Origin of the sequence: Paenibacillus bouchesdurhonensis (assembly GCF_900155685.1) — a bacterium.
GTDB lineage: Bacteria > Bacillota > Bacilli > Paenibacillales > Paenibacillaceae > Fontibacillus > Fontibacillus bouchesdurhonensis.
The window spans coordinates 2,437,133-2,454,104 of record NZ_LT732548.1; the positions used below are offsets into that span (position 1 = coordinate 2,437,133).

Annotated in this window: 20 protein-coding genes and 1 pseudogene; 14 read left to right on the forward strand and 7 right to left on the reverse strand. The window is 47.6% G+C overall.

The window, feature by feature from the left end:
• Positions 1–53: 53 nt before the first annotated feature.
• The 3 genes and pseudogenes from CZ379_RS15195 to CZ379_RS15205 form a co-directional block, all read left to right on the forward strand.
• Positions 54–146 (forward strand): annotated as a pseudogene (locus CZ379_RS15195) (sporulation transcription factor Spo0A); the annotation flags it as partial.
• A gap of 455 nt (positions 147–601) precedes the next feature.
• Complete coding sequence (locus tag CZ379_RS15200; protein WP_110932386.1) at positions 602–910, forward strand: ArsR/SmtB family transcription factor; 309 nt, start codon at positions 602–604, stop codon at positions 908–910.
• Positions 911–922: 12 nt separating this feature from the next.
• Positions 923–1,924 carry a cation diffusion facilitator family transporter gene (locus tag CZ379_RS15205; protein ID WP_110932387.1) on the forward strand — a complete coding sequence of 334 codons (1,002 nt, stop codon included), beginning with the start codon at positions 923–925 and terminating at the stop codon, positions 1,922–1,924.
• A gap of 216 nt (positions 1,925–2,140) precedes the next feature.
• On the opposite strand, the gene CZ379_RS15210 is transcribed toward CZ379_RS15205, so the two are convergent.
• Positions 2,141–2,791 (reverse strand): FMN-dependent NADH-azoreductase, encoded by a 651-nt coding sequence (locus CZ379_RS15210; protein ID WP_110932388.1) that lies wholly within the window; start codon positions 2,789–2,791, stop codon positions 2,141–2,143.
• A gap of 159 nt (positions 2,792–2,950) precedes the next feature.
• Here CZ379_RS15210 and CZ379_RS15215 point away from each other — a divergent pair, with 159 nt between their 5' ends.
• Complete coding sequence (locus CZ379_RS15215) at positions 2,951–3,160, forward strand: hypothetical protein (RefSeq protein WP_110932389.1); 210 nt, start codon at positions 2,951–2,953, stop codon at positions 3,158–3,160.
• A gap of 106 nt (positions 3,161–3,266) precedes the next feature.
• On the opposite strand, the gene CZ379_RS15220 is transcribed toward CZ379_RS15215, so the two are convergent.
• Positions 3,267–3,554: a DUF2627 domain-containing protein gene (locus CZ379_RS15220; RefSeq protein WP_110932390.1), complete on the reverse strand. Its 288-nt coding sequence runs from the start codon at positions 3,552–3,554 to the stop codon at positions 3,267–3,269.
• A 198-nt stretch (positions 3,555–3,752) separates the two neighbouring features.
• Between CZ379_RS15220 and lpdA the strand changes: the two genes are divergently transcribed.
• From lpdA to lipB, 5 genes are all read left to right on the forward strand, one after another.
• Positions 3,753–5,174: a dihydrolipoyl dehydrogenase gene (lpdA, locus tag CZ379_RS15225; RefSeq protein WP_110932391.1), complete on the forward strand. Its 1,422-nt coding sequence runs from the start codon at positions 3,753–3,755 to the stop codon at positions 5,172–5,174.
• 171 nt (positions 5,175–5,345) lie between these two features.
• The gene (locus CZ379_RS15230) at positions 5,346–6,371 is read left to right on the forward strand and encodes a thiamine pyrophosphate-dependent dehydrogenase E1 component subunit alpha (protein WP_110932392.1); all 1,026 of its coding nucleotides are present in this window, start codon (positions 5,346–5,348) and stop codon (positions 6,369–6,371) included.
• A gap of 2 nt (positions 6,372–6,373) precedes the next feature.
• A complete protein-coding gene (locus CZ379_RS15235; RefSeq protein ID WP_110932393.1) occupies positions 6,374–7,360 on the forward strand; it encodes an alpha-ketoacid dehydrogenase subunit beta in 987 nt (328 codons plus the stop codon).
• Between the two features lie 17 nt (positions 7,361–7,377).
• On the forward strand, positions 7,378–8,802 hold the full coding sequence (locus CZ379_RS15240; protein WP_110932394.1) for a dihydrolipoamide acetyltransferase family protein: 1,425 nt from the start codon (positions 7,378–7,380) through the stop codon (positions 8,800–8,802).
• Between the two features lie 51 nt (positions 8,803–8,853).
• Positions 8,854–9,561: a lipoyl(octanoyl) transferase LipB gene (lipB, locus tag CZ379_RS15245; protein ID WP_110932395.1), complete on the forward strand. Its 708-nt coding sequence runs from the start codon at positions 8,854–8,856 to the stop codon at positions 9,559–9,561.
• Here the strand turns inward: lipB and prli42 are convergent.
• A complete protein-coding gene (gene prli42, locus CZ379_RS15250; RefSeq protein WP_199925626.1) occupies positions 9,558–9,659 on the reverse strand; it encodes a stressosome-associated protein Prli42 in 102 nt (33 codons plus the stop codon). The genes lipB and prli42 overlap by 4 nt on opposite strands.
• Positions 9,660–9,739: 80 nt before the next feature.
• Between prli42 and CZ379_RS15255 the strand changes: the two genes are divergently transcribed.
• Positions 9,740–10,873 carry a M20/M25/M40 family metallo-hydrolase gene (locus CZ379_RS15255; protein WP_110932396.1) on the forward strand — a complete coding sequence of 378 codons (1,134 nt, stop codon included), beginning with the start codon at positions 9,740–9,742 and terminating at the stop codon, positions 10,871–10,873.
• 74 nt (positions 10,874–10,947) lie between these two features.
• Here CZ379_RS15255 and CZ379_RS15260 read toward each other — a convergent pair whose 3' ends face one another.
• Both CZ379_RS15260 and CZ379_RS15265 read right to left on the reverse strand, forming a co-directional pair.
• Positions 10,948–11,922, reverse strand: coding sequence for a hypothetical protein (locus CZ379_RS15260; protein WP_110932397.1), 975 nt, complete (start codon positions 11,920–11,922; stop codon positions 10,948–10,950).
• Positions 11,915–12,085 carry a Z-ring formation inhibitor MciZ gene (locus tag CZ379_RS15265; protein WP_110932398.1) on the reverse strand — a complete coding sequence of 57 codons (171 nt, stop codon included), beginning with the start codon at positions 12,083–12,085 and terminating at the stop codon, positions 11,915–11,917. Before CZ379_RS15265 ends, CZ379_RS15260 begins: the two co-directional genes overlap by 8 nt.
• 94 nt (positions 12,086–12,179) lie before the next feature.
• Here CZ379_RS15265 and CZ379_RS15270 point away from each other — a divergent pair, with 94 nt between their 5' ends.
• From CZ379_RS15270 to spoIIM, 3 genes are all read left to right on the forward strand, one after another.
• Positions 12,180–12,749: an NUDIX domain-containing protein gene (locus CZ379_RS15270; RefSeq protein ID WP_110932399.1), complete on the forward strand. Its 570-nt coding sequence runs from the start codon at positions 12,180–12,182 to the stop codon at positions 12,747–12,749.
• Between the two features lie 2 nt (positions 12,750–12,751).
• Positions 12,752–14,059 (forward strand): endonuclease Q family protein, encoded by a 1,308-nt coding sequence (locus tag CZ379_RS15275; protein WP_234404919.1) that lies wholly within the window; start codon positions 12,752–12,754, stop codon positions 14,057–14,059.
• 90 nt (positions 14,060–14,149) lie between these two features.
• On the forward strand, positions 14,150–14,773 hold the full coding sequence (spoIIM, locus tag CZ379_RS15280; protein ID WP_110932400.1) for a stage II sporulation protein M: 624 nt from the start codon (positions 14,150–14,152) through the stop codon (positions 14,771–14,773).
• Between the two features lie 145 nt (positions 14,774–14,918).
• On the opposite strand, the gene CZ379_RS26965 is transcribed toward spoIIM, so the two are convergent.
• Both CZ379_RS26965 and CZ379_RS26690 read right to left on the reverse strand, forming a co-directional pair.
• Positions 14,919–15,107, reverse strand: a complete 189-nt coding sequence (locus CZ379_RS26965) for a tyrosine-type recombinase/integrase (RefSeq protein WP_267890495.1) — start codon at positions 15,105–15,107, stop codon at positions 14,919–14,921.
• A complete protein-coding gene (locus CZ379_RS26690; protein WP_267890496.1) occupies positions 15,095–15,430 on the reverse strand; it encodes a site-specific integrase in 336 nt (111 codons plus the stop codon). The genes CZ379_RS26965 and CZ379_RS26690 overlap by 13 nt, the downstream gene beginning before the upstream one ends.
• A 667-nt stretch (positions 15,431–16,097) precedes the next feature.
• Between CZ379_RS26690 and CZ379_RS15290 the strand changes: the two genes are divergently transcribed.
• Entirely contained in the window at positions 16,098–16,829 is a 732-nt protein-coding gene (locus CZ379_RS15290; protein WP_110932401.1) for a restriction endonuclease, read from the forward strand.
• Positions 16,830–16,972: the final 143 nt, after the last annotated feature.

Sequence of the window (16,972 nt, forward strand, 5' to 3'; positions counted from 1 at the left end):
AAGATATTACCACAACCTTAAAACACTTGATATATAAGGCTTTACCAGCTCACTACACGATCAATATTAGTAAATCAAAGCCAACGAATAGCGAATTTATTGCCATGGTGGCCGACAAGCTGAGAATTGAGCACAAGGTAAGCTGAAAGCCTGAAGATCAGCGGAATCAAGATGATTAATCTTTCCGATGTTTTATCGGAAATTGCTCGGAGGCTCCGATAAAATATTGGCGCTAATCGTTTTGATCTTCCTATTTCACTTCTTCCTTCTAAGTAAAAAGCATAAGGCAATTGTCACTCTAAATCGCTCATCTTTTCCGCCATGCGGAGAAGGTGAGCGATATTTTTATGCAACTATCTGTAATTCTTAATATAAAGCCAAAAAACTCCAGATACTGAAGGTACCTGGAGAAGAGAAGTAAAAAAGGTTATGAAGAACAGTGTCTTCGTTCTAATTGTATAATTTGAATAATGAAAATTCAAGCAGAATTAGCTGGAAATTTACAGAGCGTGAGGACACCGGAATCTGTTGACAAAACCTATGCACTAGCTATAATTAACATATGAGTATATGTTCATATATCAATGGAGGTTGATGTTCAATGGATAAAAATCAACATGCTAAATTGAGAGCTGACATTATTGACAATGTATCGACCACATTTAAAGCGTTGGCTGATCCGACACGGATTCGCATTCTTTATTTGTTGTCCGAGGAGGAATGCGCAGTGTCGCATATCGCGGAAATACTGGAATTATCCCAGTCGGCTGTCTCACATCAGCTCAGTTTGTTAAGAAATTTGCGGCTTGTGAAATACAGGAGAGAGGCTAATACGTTGTACTACTCTTGCGATGACGATCATGTCATTTCACTGCTGAAGCAAGCGATAAATCATATTGATTGTGATTAAGGGGGAATTCATATGCACGGCCAAAAGGAATCACACAAACATGATCATGTTCATGGACATGGACGTGGACATGGTCACACACATAATCATTCTGGTCATAGCCACGCTCATGGTCATTTGCATGGGCATGGCTACGAAGGCGCTAGAACAGGAAATATTAAGGGGCTTGTTATTGCCCTGATCATTACGTCAGGAATCGCAATTTTGGAATTTTTCGGCGGGATAGTGACACATAGTCTGGCGCTGCTTTCTGATGCGGGTCATATGCTCAGCGATGCCAGTTCACTTCTGCTCAGCCTCATTGCTGTTTGGTTCGCTGGGCGTGCAGCGACCGCTAAGAAAACCTTTGGATTTTACCGATTGGAAATTTTAGCTGCGCTTCTGAATGGTTTAACCTTGTTCATTATTGCCGGATTTATTATCTGGGAAGCCTATCAGCGATTGTTCGATCCCCCTACTGTAGCAAGCGGGACGATGATATTGATCGCTATGGTCGGGCTTCTTGCCAACCTAGTTAGCGCCTGGACTCTCATAAGGCAGGGCGATGTTAAGGAAAATATTAACCTAAGAAGTGCATATCTGCATGTGCTAGGTGATGCTCTTGGCTCAGTTGGAGCGATTCTCGCTGGAATCGTGATGTACTTTTTTGGCTGGTATATTTTTGATCCGATCATTAGTGTGTTTGTTGCCCTGCTCATATTAAGAGGGGCGTGGGGCATTATTACTCAGACTGTTCACATTCTGATGGAAGGAACCCCGTCCTCCATTAATAAGGAGGAGGTGTCTGCTCGACTGGCCTGGATTGACGGTGTCATCGAGGTGCATGACCTGCACATTTGGACGATTACGTCAGGAATCGATTCGCTAAGCTGCCATCTCGTCGTGGAGCAAACTAGAGACAGGCAGGATGTACTTCAAACCGCAATTGATTTGTTGGAGCAGCAGTTCTCTATAACTCATGTCACGATTCAAATCGAAACTCCCCATATTAAGCATGCAGAGCTCTTTGTGTAATGTTACAGGAGAGGAGCGTCGGAGCAAATTCGTGATCTTTCAGGATAGAGTATGACTCAGAAATGACAATGACCCTTCATGCCATGGGTTCAATAAGAAGCCGATGCCTACGTCAGAAGATACGGCATTTGGAGACTGTTTTTTGGGGATATGTACCGCAATTACGCGAGACATATCCCCGGATATATCGGATTTATGAAGTGAAAGTAAAGTGGCTTAGCTGCTGAATTTGTCAAAATTGAAATGGCTGGCCGCTTCGATCGCTTCGCTAGTGGCTTTATTGATAATTTCATCCTCCATATGCGGAGCTGAATCAATTCCCTCCACGTAAATCGTAGGCAGCACTTTAACTCCTAAAAAGGTCAACAGCCCTTTAATGAACGGGTCGGCATAAGCCATTTGGACACCGTCCGAATACACACCGCCGGTTCCGTGGAAATGGATGCCGAGCTTGTTATTAAGCAAGCCTTCAGCGCCGTGCTCCGTATAATGGAAGGTCTTGCCCGCCACAGCTACAGTATCGAAATAAGCTTTGAGCATAGGAGGCACGCCTAAGTTCCAAAGGGGAGAGGCAATTACATATTTATCGGCATCGATAAATTGCTGGGTCAAGGCATCGAATTTACCGAGCTTGTCCTGCAACTGCTTATCCAGCTTGTCGAAGGACGTTCCGCTCCGAAGCTGTCCCCATGCGTTAAGCAAAGCTGCATCGATCAAGGGTATCTTCATGTCATACAAATCGAGTTCAACGATGTTGTCCTCTGGGTATCGACGTTTGCACTCCTCTAAGAAGGCTCTGGCCACGCGAGTGCTTCGTGAATGAGGCTCAGGTAACGGGCTTGATTTAATAAAAAGTATAGTTGACATCTTGTTCCACCTCTTTCTTGGGATCATTGCTTATCCTTAATCTTATCATACCCTTAATCCAGCTGGAATGAAGACCTGCACCCTCAGTTTGTGATACAATACATGGAGTGATTGGCTGCGGTGTTTATTTTTAATCGATGCTATAAGAGGAGCAGGAGTATGGACAAAATATCGTTCGACGAGGCAAAATATAAAACGCTGCTTCATGATACTTCAATATCGGAGCAGCATAGAGTGCTGATCGAGGAATTGCTGGAAGCGGCTGGACAACTGTCCGCCGAAAATATGAGACTCCGGCGAACCCTGCTGCGAGTGTCCTCCAACGGCCCAAGAATGTCGACGAAGCTGAAGGATGCTTTATATGAATAGCGGTCTAGCACGGAATTCTTGCAAACATAACAAAACCCTCTTGGGCTTGGCTTAAAAGGCCTGGTCAAGAGGGTTTTCTTATTAATAAGATAGAAAGGCGTTAATTTTAAGAAGAGGGATCTTCAGTATTTTTCTTAAAGCGCGGGCCTAAATAATTCCGTTTATGATCGCGGAAATAAATCCAGCCGCCCAAGAAGCCGATTCCTGCCAGGAACAGGACGAAGCCAAAACCGAAATCGAGCCAATCGAAGTGTACATGGGTTAAAGAATCATCGCCGTGCCTCGACATATATATAAATAAAGCATCCTTCATCTTAAGGAAGCCGATCATAGCGGCAATACCTGGTATTACGAGAATAATGATGGCGATAAAACGGGATATCATCAATTTCATAAGCCTGTGTATTTCCTTTCTTCTTGAAAGTAAGTCAGTCTTAATTAGCCATGCTATTTATGGCCGCATTACGTTAATCATACCCTCTTCTTAGACGGCTGTCTATTTCGTTCTTGGTTTGTAATGCGAAGAAAACGAGGTACAATAAGAAACGAGAAGTAGGTCTGGCAATTTTTTTGGGATAGGTGGAGATCAGATATGACGATAACATGTGACGTAGCAGTGCTCGGCGGAGGAACAGGTGGCTATGTGGCGGCCATTCGCGCAGCCCAGCTCGGCAAGCAAGTGGTAATTATCGAGCAGGACAAGCTTGGAGGAACATGTCTGCACCGAGGCTGCATTCCGAGCAAAGCACTGCTGCGCAGCGCGGAGCTATACGCGCAAATGAAGGACAGCGAAAGCTACGGCATTGAGACAAACGGGGTGTCTCTTGTTTTCCCGAAGGTGCAGGAAAGAAAACAAGGCATCGTGGATCAGCTTCATAACGGAGTTCAATATTTGATGCGTAAACATAAAATTCAGGTCATTCATGGAAAAGGCAGGGTAATCGGCCCTTCCATCTTCTCGCCGAAGAGCGGTGCTGTTGCAGTTGAGCTGCATGACGGGGAAATGGAGACGATCGTGCCGACTCATCTGATCATTGCGACAGGATCGAGACCGCGTGTTCTTCCCGGGCTGGAGCCCGATGGCCGGCATGTGCTTAGCAGCGACGAGGCCTTGCTGCTAGAGGAGTTGCCAGCTTCGATGATTATAGTGGGCGGTGGCGTTATTGGAGTTGAATGGGCTTCGCTGCTCCATGACTTTGGGGTTAAGGTAACTGTAGTTGAGGCGGCCTCACAGCTTCTTCCAAATGAGGATGAAGAGGTGGCGCGTGAACTGCAAAAACAGCTGCAGCGCCGCGGAATTGAAATTATGACCGGCTATCAGGTACAGGCAGGCACATTGGTTAAGAACGGCGAGGGTGTGGTTATCACCGCAGCGCAAGGTGAAGGTACGATAGATTTGCAAGCGGACAAGCTGCTGATATCGATTGGGAGGCAAGCAAATATCGAGAATATTGGGCTTGAGAACACGGATATTGCCTTGCATCAAGGCTTCATCCGCGTAAATGACGTGATGCAAACGACCGAACCTCATATTTATGCGATTGGCGATTGCATCGGAGGATTTCAGCTTGCCCATGCCGCAAGCCATGAAGGACTAGTAGCTGTGCATCATTTAGCCGGAGAGGCGCCGCATGGTTATAATGCCCGTCATGTTCCTCGCTGTGTATACACTCGGCCTGAGGTGGCATCCGTAGGTTTGACGGAGAGAGAAGCGAAGGATAAAGGGATCGGCGTAAAGGTTGGAAAAGTCCCGTTCTCGGCGATCGGCAAAGCGCTCGTTCACGGAGAGAAGGAAGGATTTGTGAAGGTAATAGCTGATCGTAATACCGATGATATTGTGGGCGTGCATATGATTGGAGCCCATGTCACCGAGCTGATCAGCCAAGCGGCGCTTGCTCAGGTATTGGATGCGACGCCTTGGGAAATAGGACAGACTGTGTTTGCTCATCCATCGTTGGCCGAAATATTGGGAGAGGCCGCATTGGCCGTGAATGGCAAAGCGATCGGAATCTAACGAAATATTCACGTTTAGTCACATAAACAACACATACGTCATAAAGAACATTTTCTTTTTGCGAGGAAAGGGATTATAATAAGGTTAACCCAAGTCTTAGTACCAGGTTTTAAGATAAGAGCAAACATGGACGAAAGCGACGAAGGGTTCTAATCGAAGGAGGTAACTCCCATGAACGCAAAAGTATCAACGAAGACACAGCCCAAGCATGAACAAGTCGGATTGACGAATGCTGAAGTAGTGGACATGTACAAATATATGCTGCTGGCGCGCAAATTCGACGAACGCAATTTGCTGCTGCAGCGGGCGGGGAAAATTAACTTCCACGTTTCTGGCATTGGGCAGGAGGCAGCTCAAGTTGCGGCGGCCTTTGCCTTAGATCGCCAGAATGACTATTTTCTGCCGTATTACCGCGATTATGGTTTTGTTCTGTCTGTGGGAATGACGCTGGAGGAATTAATGCTGTCCGCCTTTGCCAAAGCGGATGATCCTAATAGCGGCGGCCGGCAAATGCCTGGTCACTTCGGCAGTAAACGCCTGCGGATCGTCACAGGCTCAAGTCCTGTAACGACCCAGGTTCCGCATGCGGTCGGCATTGCGCTTGCCGCTAAAATGAAGAAGAAGGATTTGGTTTCCTTCGTCACTTTTGGGGAAGGCTCCAGCAATCAGGGAGATTTCCATGAAGGCTTGAACTTTGCCGGTGTGCAGAAGCTGCCGGTCATTTTCATGTGCGAGAACAACCAGTACGCGATTTCCGTTCCTGTGAAGAAGCAGCTTGGCGGCAAAGTAAGCGACCGGGCATTAGGTTACGGCTTTCCGGGCATTCGCGTGGATGGCAACGATGCCTTGGAGGTTTACCGCGTCGTGAAGGAAGCGCGCGAGCGGGCGATTCGCGGCGAAGGGCCAACGTTGATTGAAGCGATGATGTACCGTCTGTCTCCGCATTCTACCTCGGATAATGATCTCGTATACCGCACAAAGGAAGAGGTTGAGGAGAATTGGAAGAAGGACGGAGTACCGAAGATGAAGAGCTATCTCATCGAGAACGGGCTGTGGAGTGAGGAACAGGACGAGGCACTCGTGAAAGATATTCAGCTGCAATTAAAGGAAGCGATCGAGCGGGCGGAGAATGCGCCGTTTCCTAAGCCTGAAGATACGCTGCTGCATGTGTACGCGAATAGCGAAGGGGAGGAATAATCATGCCGGTGATGGAATATATCGACGCTATTCGTCTTGCCATGAAGGAAGAAATGGAGCTTGACGACAACGTATTCGTGCTTGGCGAAGATGTCGGCGTAAAGGGCGGGGTGTTTACGACGACGAAGGGGCTGCAGGAGCAATTCGGGGAGCTGCGCGTTATGGATACGCCTCTGTCGGAATCCGCTATCGCTGGTGTAGCGATCGGAGCGGCTATGTACGGGATGAAGCCGATCGCCGAGATGCAATATTCCGATTTTATGCTGCCCGCGACGAATCAAATCATTAGTGAAGCAGCGAAAATCCGCTATCGCTCCAATAACGACTGGAGTTGCCCGGTCGTCATCCGCGCGCCGATCGGCGGTGGAATATTCGGGGGCTTGTATCATTCCCAGTGCACGGAATCGATTTTTTTCGGAACGCCTGGTCTTAAAATCGTAGCTCCCTATTCGGCATACGATGCTAAAGGACTGCTTAAAGCGGCGGTTCGTGATCCAGATCCCGTACTATTTTTTGAGAATAAAAAATGTTATAAGCTGATCAAGGAAGATGTACCTGAGGATGATTATATCGTTCCGCTTGGCAAGGCGAATTTGCTTCGGGAAGGAACGGACATTACTGTGATTGGCTACAGCTTGCCCCTGCATTTTGCGATGCAGGCTGCGGAGGAGCTTGCCGTAGAACAAGGGATAAGCGCCCACATCTTGGATTTGCGGACGCTGCAGCCGCTAGATCGTGATGCGATTATTGAAGCGGCACGCAAGACTGGCAAAGTGTTGATTGTGCATGAGGATAATAAGACCGGCGGTGTTGGAGCAGAAGTATCGGCCATCATCGCGGAGGAATGTCTGTTTGAGCTGGATGCGCCGATCGCGCGGCTCTGCGGGCCGGATGTTCCGGCTATGCCGATTAGCCCGCCGATGGAGAAGTTCTTTATGCTCAGTAAAGATAAGGTCAAGGAAGCGATGCTTCAGTTGGCGCTGTATTAATGGGAGTGAGAGACGATATGTCATCAAATAAAACATTGCAGGATGTCGTGATGCCACAGCTTGCGGAATCGCTTGTATCGGCGACCATCGGCAAGTGGTTGAAGAAGCCGGGAGACCCCGTAGAGCAGTATGAGCCGATTTGCGAGGTTATTACCGATAAGGTGAATGCTGAAATACCTTCCACCTTAGATGGGGTGATGGGTGAATTATTGGCTGAAGAAGGCCAAGAAATCGAAGTCGGAGCCGTAATTTGCAGAATCGAAACAGCAAATAACGCGGCGGTAAATGCCCCTGCGGCAGGTGCAGCATCGATAGTCGCTGCCTTCGCTGGTCAGGCCCCTGCTCCCGAAGCAGCGGGAGCATCAGGAGCGTCTGGCGATCAATCACAGCGGAGCCGATATTCTCCTGCTGTTCAATCGTTAGCGCATGAGCACGGCTTGGATCTAGGAGCCATTTCCGGCAGCGGACTTGGCGGCCGGATTACCCGCAAGGACGTACTGAATTACCTGGAGAGCAGCAAAGGAGCTGCAAGGGGAGCAGGGCAAAATAATAATAATTATCAGCCATCCGTATCGGCTCAGATATCTTCTGCATCCCAGCCCGTGCCGACGAGCGCCGCGCCTGCGGCAGCATCTGTATCCTCGGCTGATCCTAGCCGCGCCTCTTCGGAGCAAGTGCGGAACTCTGGCCTGCATTTGTCGGAAACGCCGAAGATTCCGACGATCGAAGTTGAGGGCGGCAATCGTTCGGAATATTTCATAGATGTCACACCGATCCGAAACACGATTGCTACGCGCATGCGGCAAAGTGTATCGGAAATTCCTCACGGCTGGATGATGATCGAGGTCGATGTGACCAATTTGGTGCAACTGCGCAATAAGCTCAAGGATGAGTTTAGGCAAAGAGAAGGCGTTAATCTAACTTATCTCGCTTTTCTGCTAAAAGCGGTTGTCGGCGCCATCAAGGACTATCCGATTATGAATTCGGTGTGGGCCGTCGATAAAATTATCGTAAAGCGTGATATTAATATTTCGCTTGCTGTCGGTACAGAGGATTCCGTCATGACTCCGGTCATCAAGAAGGCCGATCAGAAAAATATCGCCGGGCTGGCTAGAGAGATTGAAGACTTGGCGACGAAGGTCAGGGCCGGCAAGCTTAAGCTGGACGATATGCAGGGCGGCACTTTTACCGTCAATAATACGGGTTCATTCGGTTCTATTTTGACCCAGCCGATCATCAACTACCCGCAAGCAGCGATCCTGACGTTCGAATCGATCGTGAAGAAGCCCGTCGTTATTAACGACATGATTGCCGTTCGTTCCATGGCGAATTTGTGTCTGTCGCTCGATCATCGTATACTGGATGGTGTAATTTGCGGCAGATTTATGCAGAGAGTCAAAGATAACATGGAGAGCTATTCTTTAGATACGCAGGTTTATTAATGCCGGGCTTATCAATATATACGTTAGTCTTCATGAATCATTGGAAAGGCGATGAACCGTATGACAAAATCTTTGGAAGTCAGATATTTCCCGATGATGGAATACGGAGAGGCCTGGAATAGGCAGAAAGAAATCGTGAAGGCCATTGACGAAGGACAGCAGCAGGGGCACCTGCTGCTTCTTCAGCATCCGCCGACGTACACGATCGGCTCTTCGCGCCATCCGGAGCATTTGCTGCTCAGCCCGGAGCAGCTGAAGGAACGTGGAATTTCCCTGTTTGAAATTGATCGTGGGGGAGATATTACATACCATGGACCTGGTCAGCTCGTCGGTTATCCTTTACTATGGCTTGACGGGAATAAGGGGATCGATCTGCATGGATATTTAAGAGAAATCGAGCAGGTCATCATTAATTACTTGGCACAGTACGGGATTTCAGGCACGCGAAAATTGGGGTACACCGGCGTTTGGGTAGGGAATGCCAAAATTGCCGCCATCGGCGTGAAATTCAATAAATGCCGCCGGAGAAAAGGATTTATTACAAGCCATGGGTTTGCATTCAACATTAAATCCGGGATTCAGGAAGATGGATTCCGTGGTATCATCCCCTGCGGCATTCAAGAATATGGCGTGACATCATTGGAGGATATGACCGGGCTCCCCTTTTCGGTAGAACAGGTTGCCCGTGAAATTCTGCCTTATTTCCATGAGGTATTTCAGATTACTAAGGTTAAGGAGTACTGGGAATATCAGCTCTAGCGAATAAGCAGCGGCTCAAGAAACGCGAGCAGCATGGAACCGACCATGGCGAAAATCATAAGGTATACGACGACTTTGAACCATTTTTTCTGCATCATAAATTTTAGAAGCTCCTTTAACTTGTACTTAAATCTATATTCATTAATATTAGCGCAAAAGAGAAAGCGAGGAAAGTCCAGTGATTAATAAGGACAGAATCATCGCACAATTTATGCAACTCGTGCAAATCGACAGCGAAACGAAGGACGAACGTCAAATTGCCGATTTTTTGAAAGCTACGTTCACTGAACTTGGATTAGATGTCGTCGAAGACGACTCGCAGAAGAGAACCGGACACGGGGCAGGCAATCTGATCGCCACTTTGCAGGCGAAGCCAGGTACCCAGGCACTGCCATTTCTGTTTACGTGCCATATGGATACCGTTGCACCTGGAAATGGAATTAAGCCAGTCATCGGGGAGGACGGCTGGATCCGCAGCGATGGAACAACGATTCTTGGTGCGGACGACAAGGCTGGCCTAGCCGCTCTGATTGAAATCATTCAAGTGCTAAAGGAGCAGCAGCTTCCTCATGGACAAATCCAGTTTGTTATTACTGTTGGAGAGGAATCGGGGCTTCTTGGTGCGCGAGCCATGGATCGAAGTCTCATTCATGCAAGCTTCGGCTTCGCGATGGATTCGAACGGGGAAGTTGGCTCCATTTGCGTAGGCGCTCCGACGCAAACGAGAATTGAGATTGAAATATTCGGCAAGTCCGCGCATGCCGGGGTAAATCCCGAGGACGGAATCAGTGCGATTCAAGTGGCTGGCAAGGCGATTGCCCGGATGAAGCTTGGCCGCATCGATGAGGAAACAACGGCAAATATCGGCAAGTTTGAAGGCGGCGGGCCAACGAATGTCGTTACGGATTATGTCAAGCTGTATGCCGAAGCGCGCAGCCTGTCCCAGGAGAAGGTTGATAAGCAGCTCGCGCTGATGAAGGATGCCGTCGATACAGCTTGCCGTGATTTTGGAGCCAGAGGAGAATTTAGAAGTGATACCATCTATCCAGGCTTTCATCTTAGCGAGGAGGACGCAGTCGTCCAGCTTGCCCAAAAAGCTGCAAGCAAGCTTGGGCTAACCGGGCATACCTTCACCTCTGGCGGAGGCAGCGATGCCAATATCATCAATGGATTCGGAATCCCAACGGTAAATCTTGCTGTGGGGTATGAAGGGATTCATACGACGGAGGAGCGCATCAAGAGCGAAGATATCGTGAAATTAGCCGAGTATGGCCTGGAAATTGTTGCGCAGACGGTGAGTTCAGCAGATTAATTCCTAAATATGAAGGTGTCCTGATGACTGTAGTATCATAGTTGTCTAAGGCACCTTTTTCCTGTTTAATTCATTTAATTCAGATGATATGATCGATGATGCTGCAAATTTCTTTGCTGGGCTGGACTCCATAATGTATGCCAGTTTGATTCGTTCATAATGAGCAAGGATTGCTGGATCGTTTCGAGATACTTATCGATTTTGAGCCTCTCCTCCTCGGAAGGATGGTACAGCTCAATGCGTCTAAATAGATTGTTCATCGTTTCATGCAAATAACAGGATGCTGCGCCAAAGCGTGCCTCGGCCATGTCGGGAGCTTGCTTGACGAGCGCTTTGAAAATGCGGGACGCTTCGGCATAGCATTCTTCATCATGCAGCATTTCAGCCGAGATAAACGCAGTTTGTTGAAATATTCGCTGTGCTCCTAGCGTTAGCGGGTCGGGAAGGCTGGTTAGATGATTTTTGGCAGCAACGTTATATCCTTGCCGATAAAGTGCACCGATGAAAAGGCATTGCAGATAATTATCGCCGGATGAAGCCAGCTTAAAGGCTAATTCGTTTAATCCATACTTGACGGCCTGACCGATTAAAGCGGCTAAGCGGGAAAACGGGATGTTATCGAGCAAGCATCCCCCTTCCATTTGAAGCTGGGAAATTTCGAATAACTGATTCATTTTTGTACTGAATCCAACTTCGTCCTGAGTTTTAGTTTTCATGCATTCTTGAATAAAAGAAGCAGCTTGCTCCACGTTGCCGATATGGATCAGGGTTTCGGCATACATTAATCGCATGGGCTCTTCATGCAGCAACTCCGGAGTGATTACCCCAGCGGCGCTACGGTAGGCTCCTAGCTGATATAAGACGGAGAAGAGCAGCTTTTTGCCATCCGTCAGCTTGTCCTGCTCAATGAGATCCATTAGCGCTGTAGCGATCTCTTCGTCATTTCTATGGGATCGATGTAGACTAAGCCCGAACTGCAGCAACTGCTGCTCAGACTGCGTTGATGGAACTATCGCTGATTCCATTATCGATTCACATTTTTCATTCATATCCACGATCAATCACCTTCGGATTTATATTCTGCCGAGATGCAATAAAATCTTTAACTTTGCCGGTTGGGCTGGATTGCCGCTGCCATTGATTCAGCATAATACGAATTTGCCAGGCTTTGCCCTGGGCGCGAAGAGAGTTGTCCGAGAAATAGCTCTTCATCAGCGTTACCCCTTCCTTATTCGGGTTTAGTATAATAACACCATATGTTGAAAAAGGACAAGTTATGAATGTTAATCATTAGGGAGGATTTCATATGCCAACAGTAAACGATAAATTAAAGGAAACGACTGTATCTACGGAGCATATTTTTACGGGTAAGGTTATCTCTTTGCAGGTGGATACCGTGCAGCTGCCCGACGGTACTCAGGGTAAGCGTGAAATCGTGAAGCATCCTGGCGCTGTAGCCGTGCTAGCCATCCATAAAGGGCGCTTACTGCTCGTTGACCAATATCGCCAAGCGATGGGACGCTGTGAGTTGGAAATACCCGCCGGGAAGCTCGAACAGGGTGAAGACCCGCTGGAGGCGGCAAGACGTGAGCTGGAGGAGGAGACGGGGTATCGCTGCGGCCAGTTGACTCTACTGCATTCCTTCTACACGTCGCCAGGATTCGCCGACGAAATTATCCATTTGTACTGGGCCGAGGATTTAGCTGCGGGTGAAGCTTCGCCTGACGAGGATGAATTTCTGGAGGTCATTGAAGCGACCTTTGAGGAAACACAGCAGTATATCGCAGAAGGACGAATTTCAGACGCGAAGACGATTTTGGCCGCATATATATGGCAGCAAAGACAGGCTGTTCATAACGGAAGCCAAGGTGCATAAGCATGAACGACAAGAGAAGTAATATTGAAATTGGCAGGGTTAATAGCGAAATAGCTGCAAATTCGGATACAGCCGCAGCTTCTATTGGAAATGCCAACAACAATGGTGGTCCGGACTCTTTAGGGACATATTACGCTGATCTTCATGTACACATCGGGCGAACAAACGCGGGAAACCCCGTTAAAATCAGCGGCAGCCGAAATTTGACCTTTGGAAATATCGCAAGGGAGGCAGAGGAGCGCAAGGGCATTTCCTTGATTGGGATCATCGACTGCCATTCTCCCGGCGTACAGCAGGATATCGATAATTATCTCCAGGCCGGAGAGATGAAAGAGCTGCAGGAGGGAGGGATCGCCTACGGGGGAACGACGATTCTGCTCGGAAGCGAGCTTGAGATTCGTGAGCCGGGGATGGGGCCAGCTCATTTGCTCGTCTTCTATCCTGATTTAGCGGCGATGAAATCCTTCACGAAATGGCTGGAGAAGCATATGAAGAACGTGAATTTGAGTTCGCAGCGCATATATGTGCCTGCACGAAAGCTCCAGCAGGAGGTTTATGCACGGGGCGGCATCGTTATACCGGCACATATTTTTACGCCACACCGCAGCATCTACGGCAGCTGCGCGCCTCGAATGGAGCAGGTGCTTGACCTGGAACGGATTAGCGCTGTGGAACTGGGACTGAGTGCGGATAGTGAAATGGCAGGATTGCTCAGCGAGCTGGATCCTTATACGATTCTGACGAATTCGGATGCCCACTCTTTAGGGAAAATCGGAAGGGAGTATAATGAGCTGCGGATTGCCAAGCCCAATTATCAGGAGTTCGAGAAGGCGCTGAATAGGAAAGAAGGAAGAAGGGTGGCTGCCAATTACGGTTTGAATCCGCGCCTTGGAAAGTACCACAGGACATTTTGCGGGGGCTGCAGCTATATTATCGACGAGGCAGGCATCTCGGTCGAACGTTGCCCATATTGCGGCTCTACAAAGCTGGTACGCGGTGTGCAGGATCGGATCCGCTCTATCGCGGATCGGACGGAGCCTGCAGTTCCATCGCACCGCCCGCCCTATCATTACCAGGTGCCGCTGGAATTCATTCCAGGCCTTGGGCCTGCTAAATTTGAAGCGTTGCTGCGTGCCTTCGGAACGGAGATGAATATCCTGCATCAGGTTTCCGAGCAGGAGTTGTCCGGGGTGGTCGGCAGCGAATTGGCCGGGAGCATTTGTGCGGCGCGTGCTGGGCGGCTGGCTCTATCTTCGGGCGGCGGCGGGACTTACGGCAAGGTTGATAAATCAAATGGATTGAGCAAATAGAGCATAAGGGAGCAGGCTTGTTCATATTTTTTACTTAAAGAGGTTATCGCCCTAGGTAAATCATGTGAACGCTGAAAGGAGTACGCCCGCATGCTTCGACCTTTTCGTTATGCTCTGAAGGATCAGACCCCTTTGTATGTATTTGTATCGGTGCTCTTTCTAATGGGCGTCGTGTTCGGCGCGTTGATGGTCAATGCTCTTACCTTCGAGCAGCAGCAGGATTTGTCTCGTTATTTGGGGAATTTTTTCATCTCCATCAACGAAGGAGGAGCCGACTTTCATTCAGTGACGTTATGGGAGGTTGCATTCCTACATTTGAAATGGCTGGGATTGATTTGGATTTTAGGCTTATCGGTCATCGGTCTTCCGGGGATTCTGATTCTGGACTTCCTAAAAGGTGTTCTGATCGGGTTTACCGTTGGATGCCTAGTAGGCCAATTTACTTGGAAAGGCCTGCTGTTTGCACTGGTATCCGTCGCTCCGCATAATTTGCTTATTATACCTGTGCTGCTGATTAGCAGTGTGGCGGCCATCGGCTTTTCGCTGAATATCATTCGAACCCGGGTGCTAATGAACCGTAGCGGAAGCGCTGCGCGCCCTTTTTTGACATATACGGCGCTAACCCTATTTCTGGCCGTGGTCATCATGGCTGCCTCCTCGTTCGAAACCTGGGTTACCCCGGTCATGATGGGATGGGTTACTCCAATGATGTAGCCAATAGCCTTGTATCCATTGATTTTATTGGGTTTATAGACGGTATAAAACCCGATAAAATTACGGAAAAATCACATTTACTGCGTTTCCTCTGGATTAAGGATACTCCCAAAGTGAATTTTCACTTTTTCGGTAGCATCCTTTTTCATTTTTTAGTTACATGTGTATATATCTTAAGCGTAGTTTTTGCATCATCGTGACCGACACGCGCCATGATCGTCGGCAAATCGACTCCTGCTTCGATTAACATGCTGATGTGCGTATGCCTAAAAATATGGGGAGTCGCCTTCTTTGTAATAGATGTCCTCTTTAATATACGATTCATCCGTTCCAAAAGGAATTTCTGATTTTTGGGAACGCCATTATCTCGCGGAAATATAAAATTCTCATCGTAAAAATCCTGGTTGTTTTTTTATATCGTTCTTGCCTAGCCGCTAGATTTTTTTTGTAATCCTTCAGCATTGTTAATATACTTTCGTCAAGTTCAATAGTCCTAATTGATCCGACAGTCTTTGGCGGTGTTAGCTCATAATTGTACATATTATTCTCTGGTGTGTACAAAGTTTTCGTTATTCGTAGCTCACGAGTTTTGAAGTTGATGTCTGTCCATTTAAGGGCACAAAGTTCCCCAGGACGTAATCCGCTGAAAGCAATCAAATAAAAAGCCTCTTTATCCCCGTAAAGAGCACACGTTCAATTACAGCTTCGAGAAACTCACGAAGCTCCTCGCTCTCCAAATATTTTTCTCCAATAACATCTCGTTCTATATCTTCAACGGTAAGTTGTTTCTTATGGAATCTTTGCTCCTTTAGATGGATTAAGTTTTGTTAAGTTATTCACAAGATGGATGCAATCGCCCTTTGCTGGGCGTATCATCTCTTCGCTTCTTAAAATTACTTCTGCAATAAACGAAATAAACCTATAGAAAATAATATTCCTCCAAATAAGCGATAGCTGAAGATATAGGCTTCCAGATGAATTTTTATATCCTCGGAGTCCACTGAACCCCCAACATTTCTAATAAATGCAAATACCTTATCGTCTCCCATGTCAGCTGAATTTAAAATGAAGTTTGTCCTCACCAGAATATATTAAATGAAATTTGTCTATAACCTGGGCACAACATGACCACAAGTTGAACACCATGTGACGGATTTACATGGTAGTATGTAAGCATAGAAAAAGGCGAGAATGACACGCACGGCTGCATGAATGCGGCGATGAACCGGGGCGTACCTCTTCCTGCCTTTTCTGTTTTCCTGCAGGAATAAAGTCCCATCTGTCGAATGTTTACGATAACAATATTCGATGGAGGATTCAGGAAATGGCGAGAAGAAAGAGCAAGGCGAAACAAGAAGAGGAGCTTGTTCAGGCGCTGCTAACTTTGATAGTCTTTATTTCAATATTTGGTACATTCAGTCTGACAAAGTCTCTTCAGGCAACCATCACTGTCACTGTGCTGGCCGTGGCTGTGTTCATTGCAGTACTTATCATTATAGGCATCAAGCGTACTGAACGCTTAAAGCGCTCCGGGATCGCGGACATCGATAAGATGGAAGGAGTCCAGTTCGAACAATACTTGGGTCATTTATTCCAAGCCCAGGGATATAAAACCCAGGTGACCAAGGCCGCGGGCGATTTTGGAGCGGATCTGATACTCCAGAAGGCAGGCAGGAAAATAGTCATCCAGGCAAAGAGATACAGCAAGAACGTCGGAATTAAGGCGGTGCAAGAAGCGCAGGCAGCCATTGCTCACTATGGAGCTGTAGAAGCCTGGGTGGTCACGAATAGCGATTTCACTGCAGCCGCTTATGACCTTGCAAAATCAAATCAGGTTCGCTTAATAAACCGCGAGGCACTTGTCGAAATGATCCTTGCTATGAATCCGGGAACTGCGCCTGCGCCAAAGGCGGTAATGGCGGCGACGCCGATTGACGAGATGACTTGTCCTAAATGCGGGAATAAATTGGTGCTCCGGAACAGTGCGAAAGGTCAGTTTTACGGATGCAGCAGCTTTCCGAAGTGCCGATACATGAGGAAAAGCCAGGTTGGATAATGAAATAGTGAGGAAAATGAAGATTTCTTTGGGCGGGGCGGAATTAACTTGGAGATTCAACGATTTAGATTTTTGACCCTGTTCTTCAACAATCAATATAATGATCTTGTAATACGTATCTAGTTACTAAGTACGTATTCCTT

What these genes read in the sequence shown, in the direction of transcription:
- CZ379_RS15200 (WP_110932386.1), top strand. Translation starts at nt 602, where the DNA reads ATGGATAAAAATCAACATGCTAAATTGAGAGCTGACATTATTGACAAT.
- CZ379_RS15205 (WP_110932387.1), top strand. Translation starts at nt 923, where the DNA reads ATGCACGGCCAAAAGGAATCACACAAACATGATCATGTTCATGGACAT.
- CZ379_RS15210 (WP_110932388.1), bottom strand. Translation starts at nt 2,791, where the DNA reads ATGTCAACTATACTTTTTATTAAATCAAGCCCGTTACCTGAGCCTCAT.
- CZ379_RS15215 (WP_110932389.1), top strand. Translation starts at nt 2,951, where the DNA reads ATGGACAAAATATCGTTCGACGAGGCAAAATATAAAACGCTGCTTCAT.
- CZ379_RS15220 (WP_110932390.1), bottom strand. Translation starts at nt 3,554, where the DNA reads ATGAAATTGATGATATCCCGTTTTATCGCCATCATTATTCTCGTAATA.
- lpdA (WP_110932391.1), top strand. Translation starts at nt 3,753, where the DNA reads ATGACGATAACATGTGACGTAGCAGTGCTCGGCGGAGGAACAGGTGGC.
- CZ379_RS15230 (WP_110932392.1), top strand. Translation starts at nt 5,346, where the DNA reads ATGAACGCAAAAGTATCAACGAAGACACAGCCCAAGCATGAACAAGTC.
- CZ379_RS15235 (WP_110932393.1), top strand. Translation starts at nt 6,374, where the DNA reads ATGCCGGTGATGGAATATATCGACGCTATTCGTCTTGCCATGAAGGAA.
- CZ379_RS15240 (WP_110932394.1), top strand. Translation starts at nt 7,378, where the DNA reads ATGTCATCAAATAAAACATTGCAGGATGTCGTGATGCCACAGCTTGCG.
- lipB (WP_110932395.1), top strand. Translation starts at nt 8,854, where the DNA reads ATGAACCGTATGACAAAATCTTTGGAAGTCAGATATTTCCCGATGATG.
- prli42 (WP_199925626.1), bottom strand. Translation starts at nt 9,659, where the DNA reads ATGATGCAGAAAAAATGGTTCAAAGTCGTCGTATACCTTATGATTTTC.
- CZ379_RS15260 (WP_110932397.1), bottom strand. Translation starts at nt 11,922, where the DNA reads ATGAATGAAAAATGTGAATCGATAATGGAATCAGCGATAGTTCCATCA.
- CZ379_RS15265 (WP_110932398.1), bottom strand. Translation starts at nt 12,085, where the DNA reads ATGAAGAGCTATTTCTCGGACAACTCTCTTCGCGCCCAGGGCAAAGCC.
- CZ379_RS15270 (WP_110932399.1), top strand. Translation starts at nt 12,180, where the DNA reads ATGCCAACAGTAAACGATAAATTAAAGGAAACGACTGTATCTACGGAG.
- CZ379_RS15275 (WP_234404919.1), top strand. Translation starts at nt 12,752, where the DNA reads ATGAACGACAAGAGAAGTAATATTGAAATTGGCAGGGTTAATAGCGAA.
- spoIIM (WP_110932400.1), top strand. Translation starts at nt 14,150, where the DNA reads ATGCTTCGACCTTTTCGTTATGCTCTGAAGGATCAGACCCCTTTGTAT.
- CZ379_RS15290 (WP_110932401.1), top strand. Translation starts at nt 16,098, where the DNA reads ATGGCGAGAAGAAAGAGCAAGGCGAAACAAGAAGAGGAGCTTGTTCAG.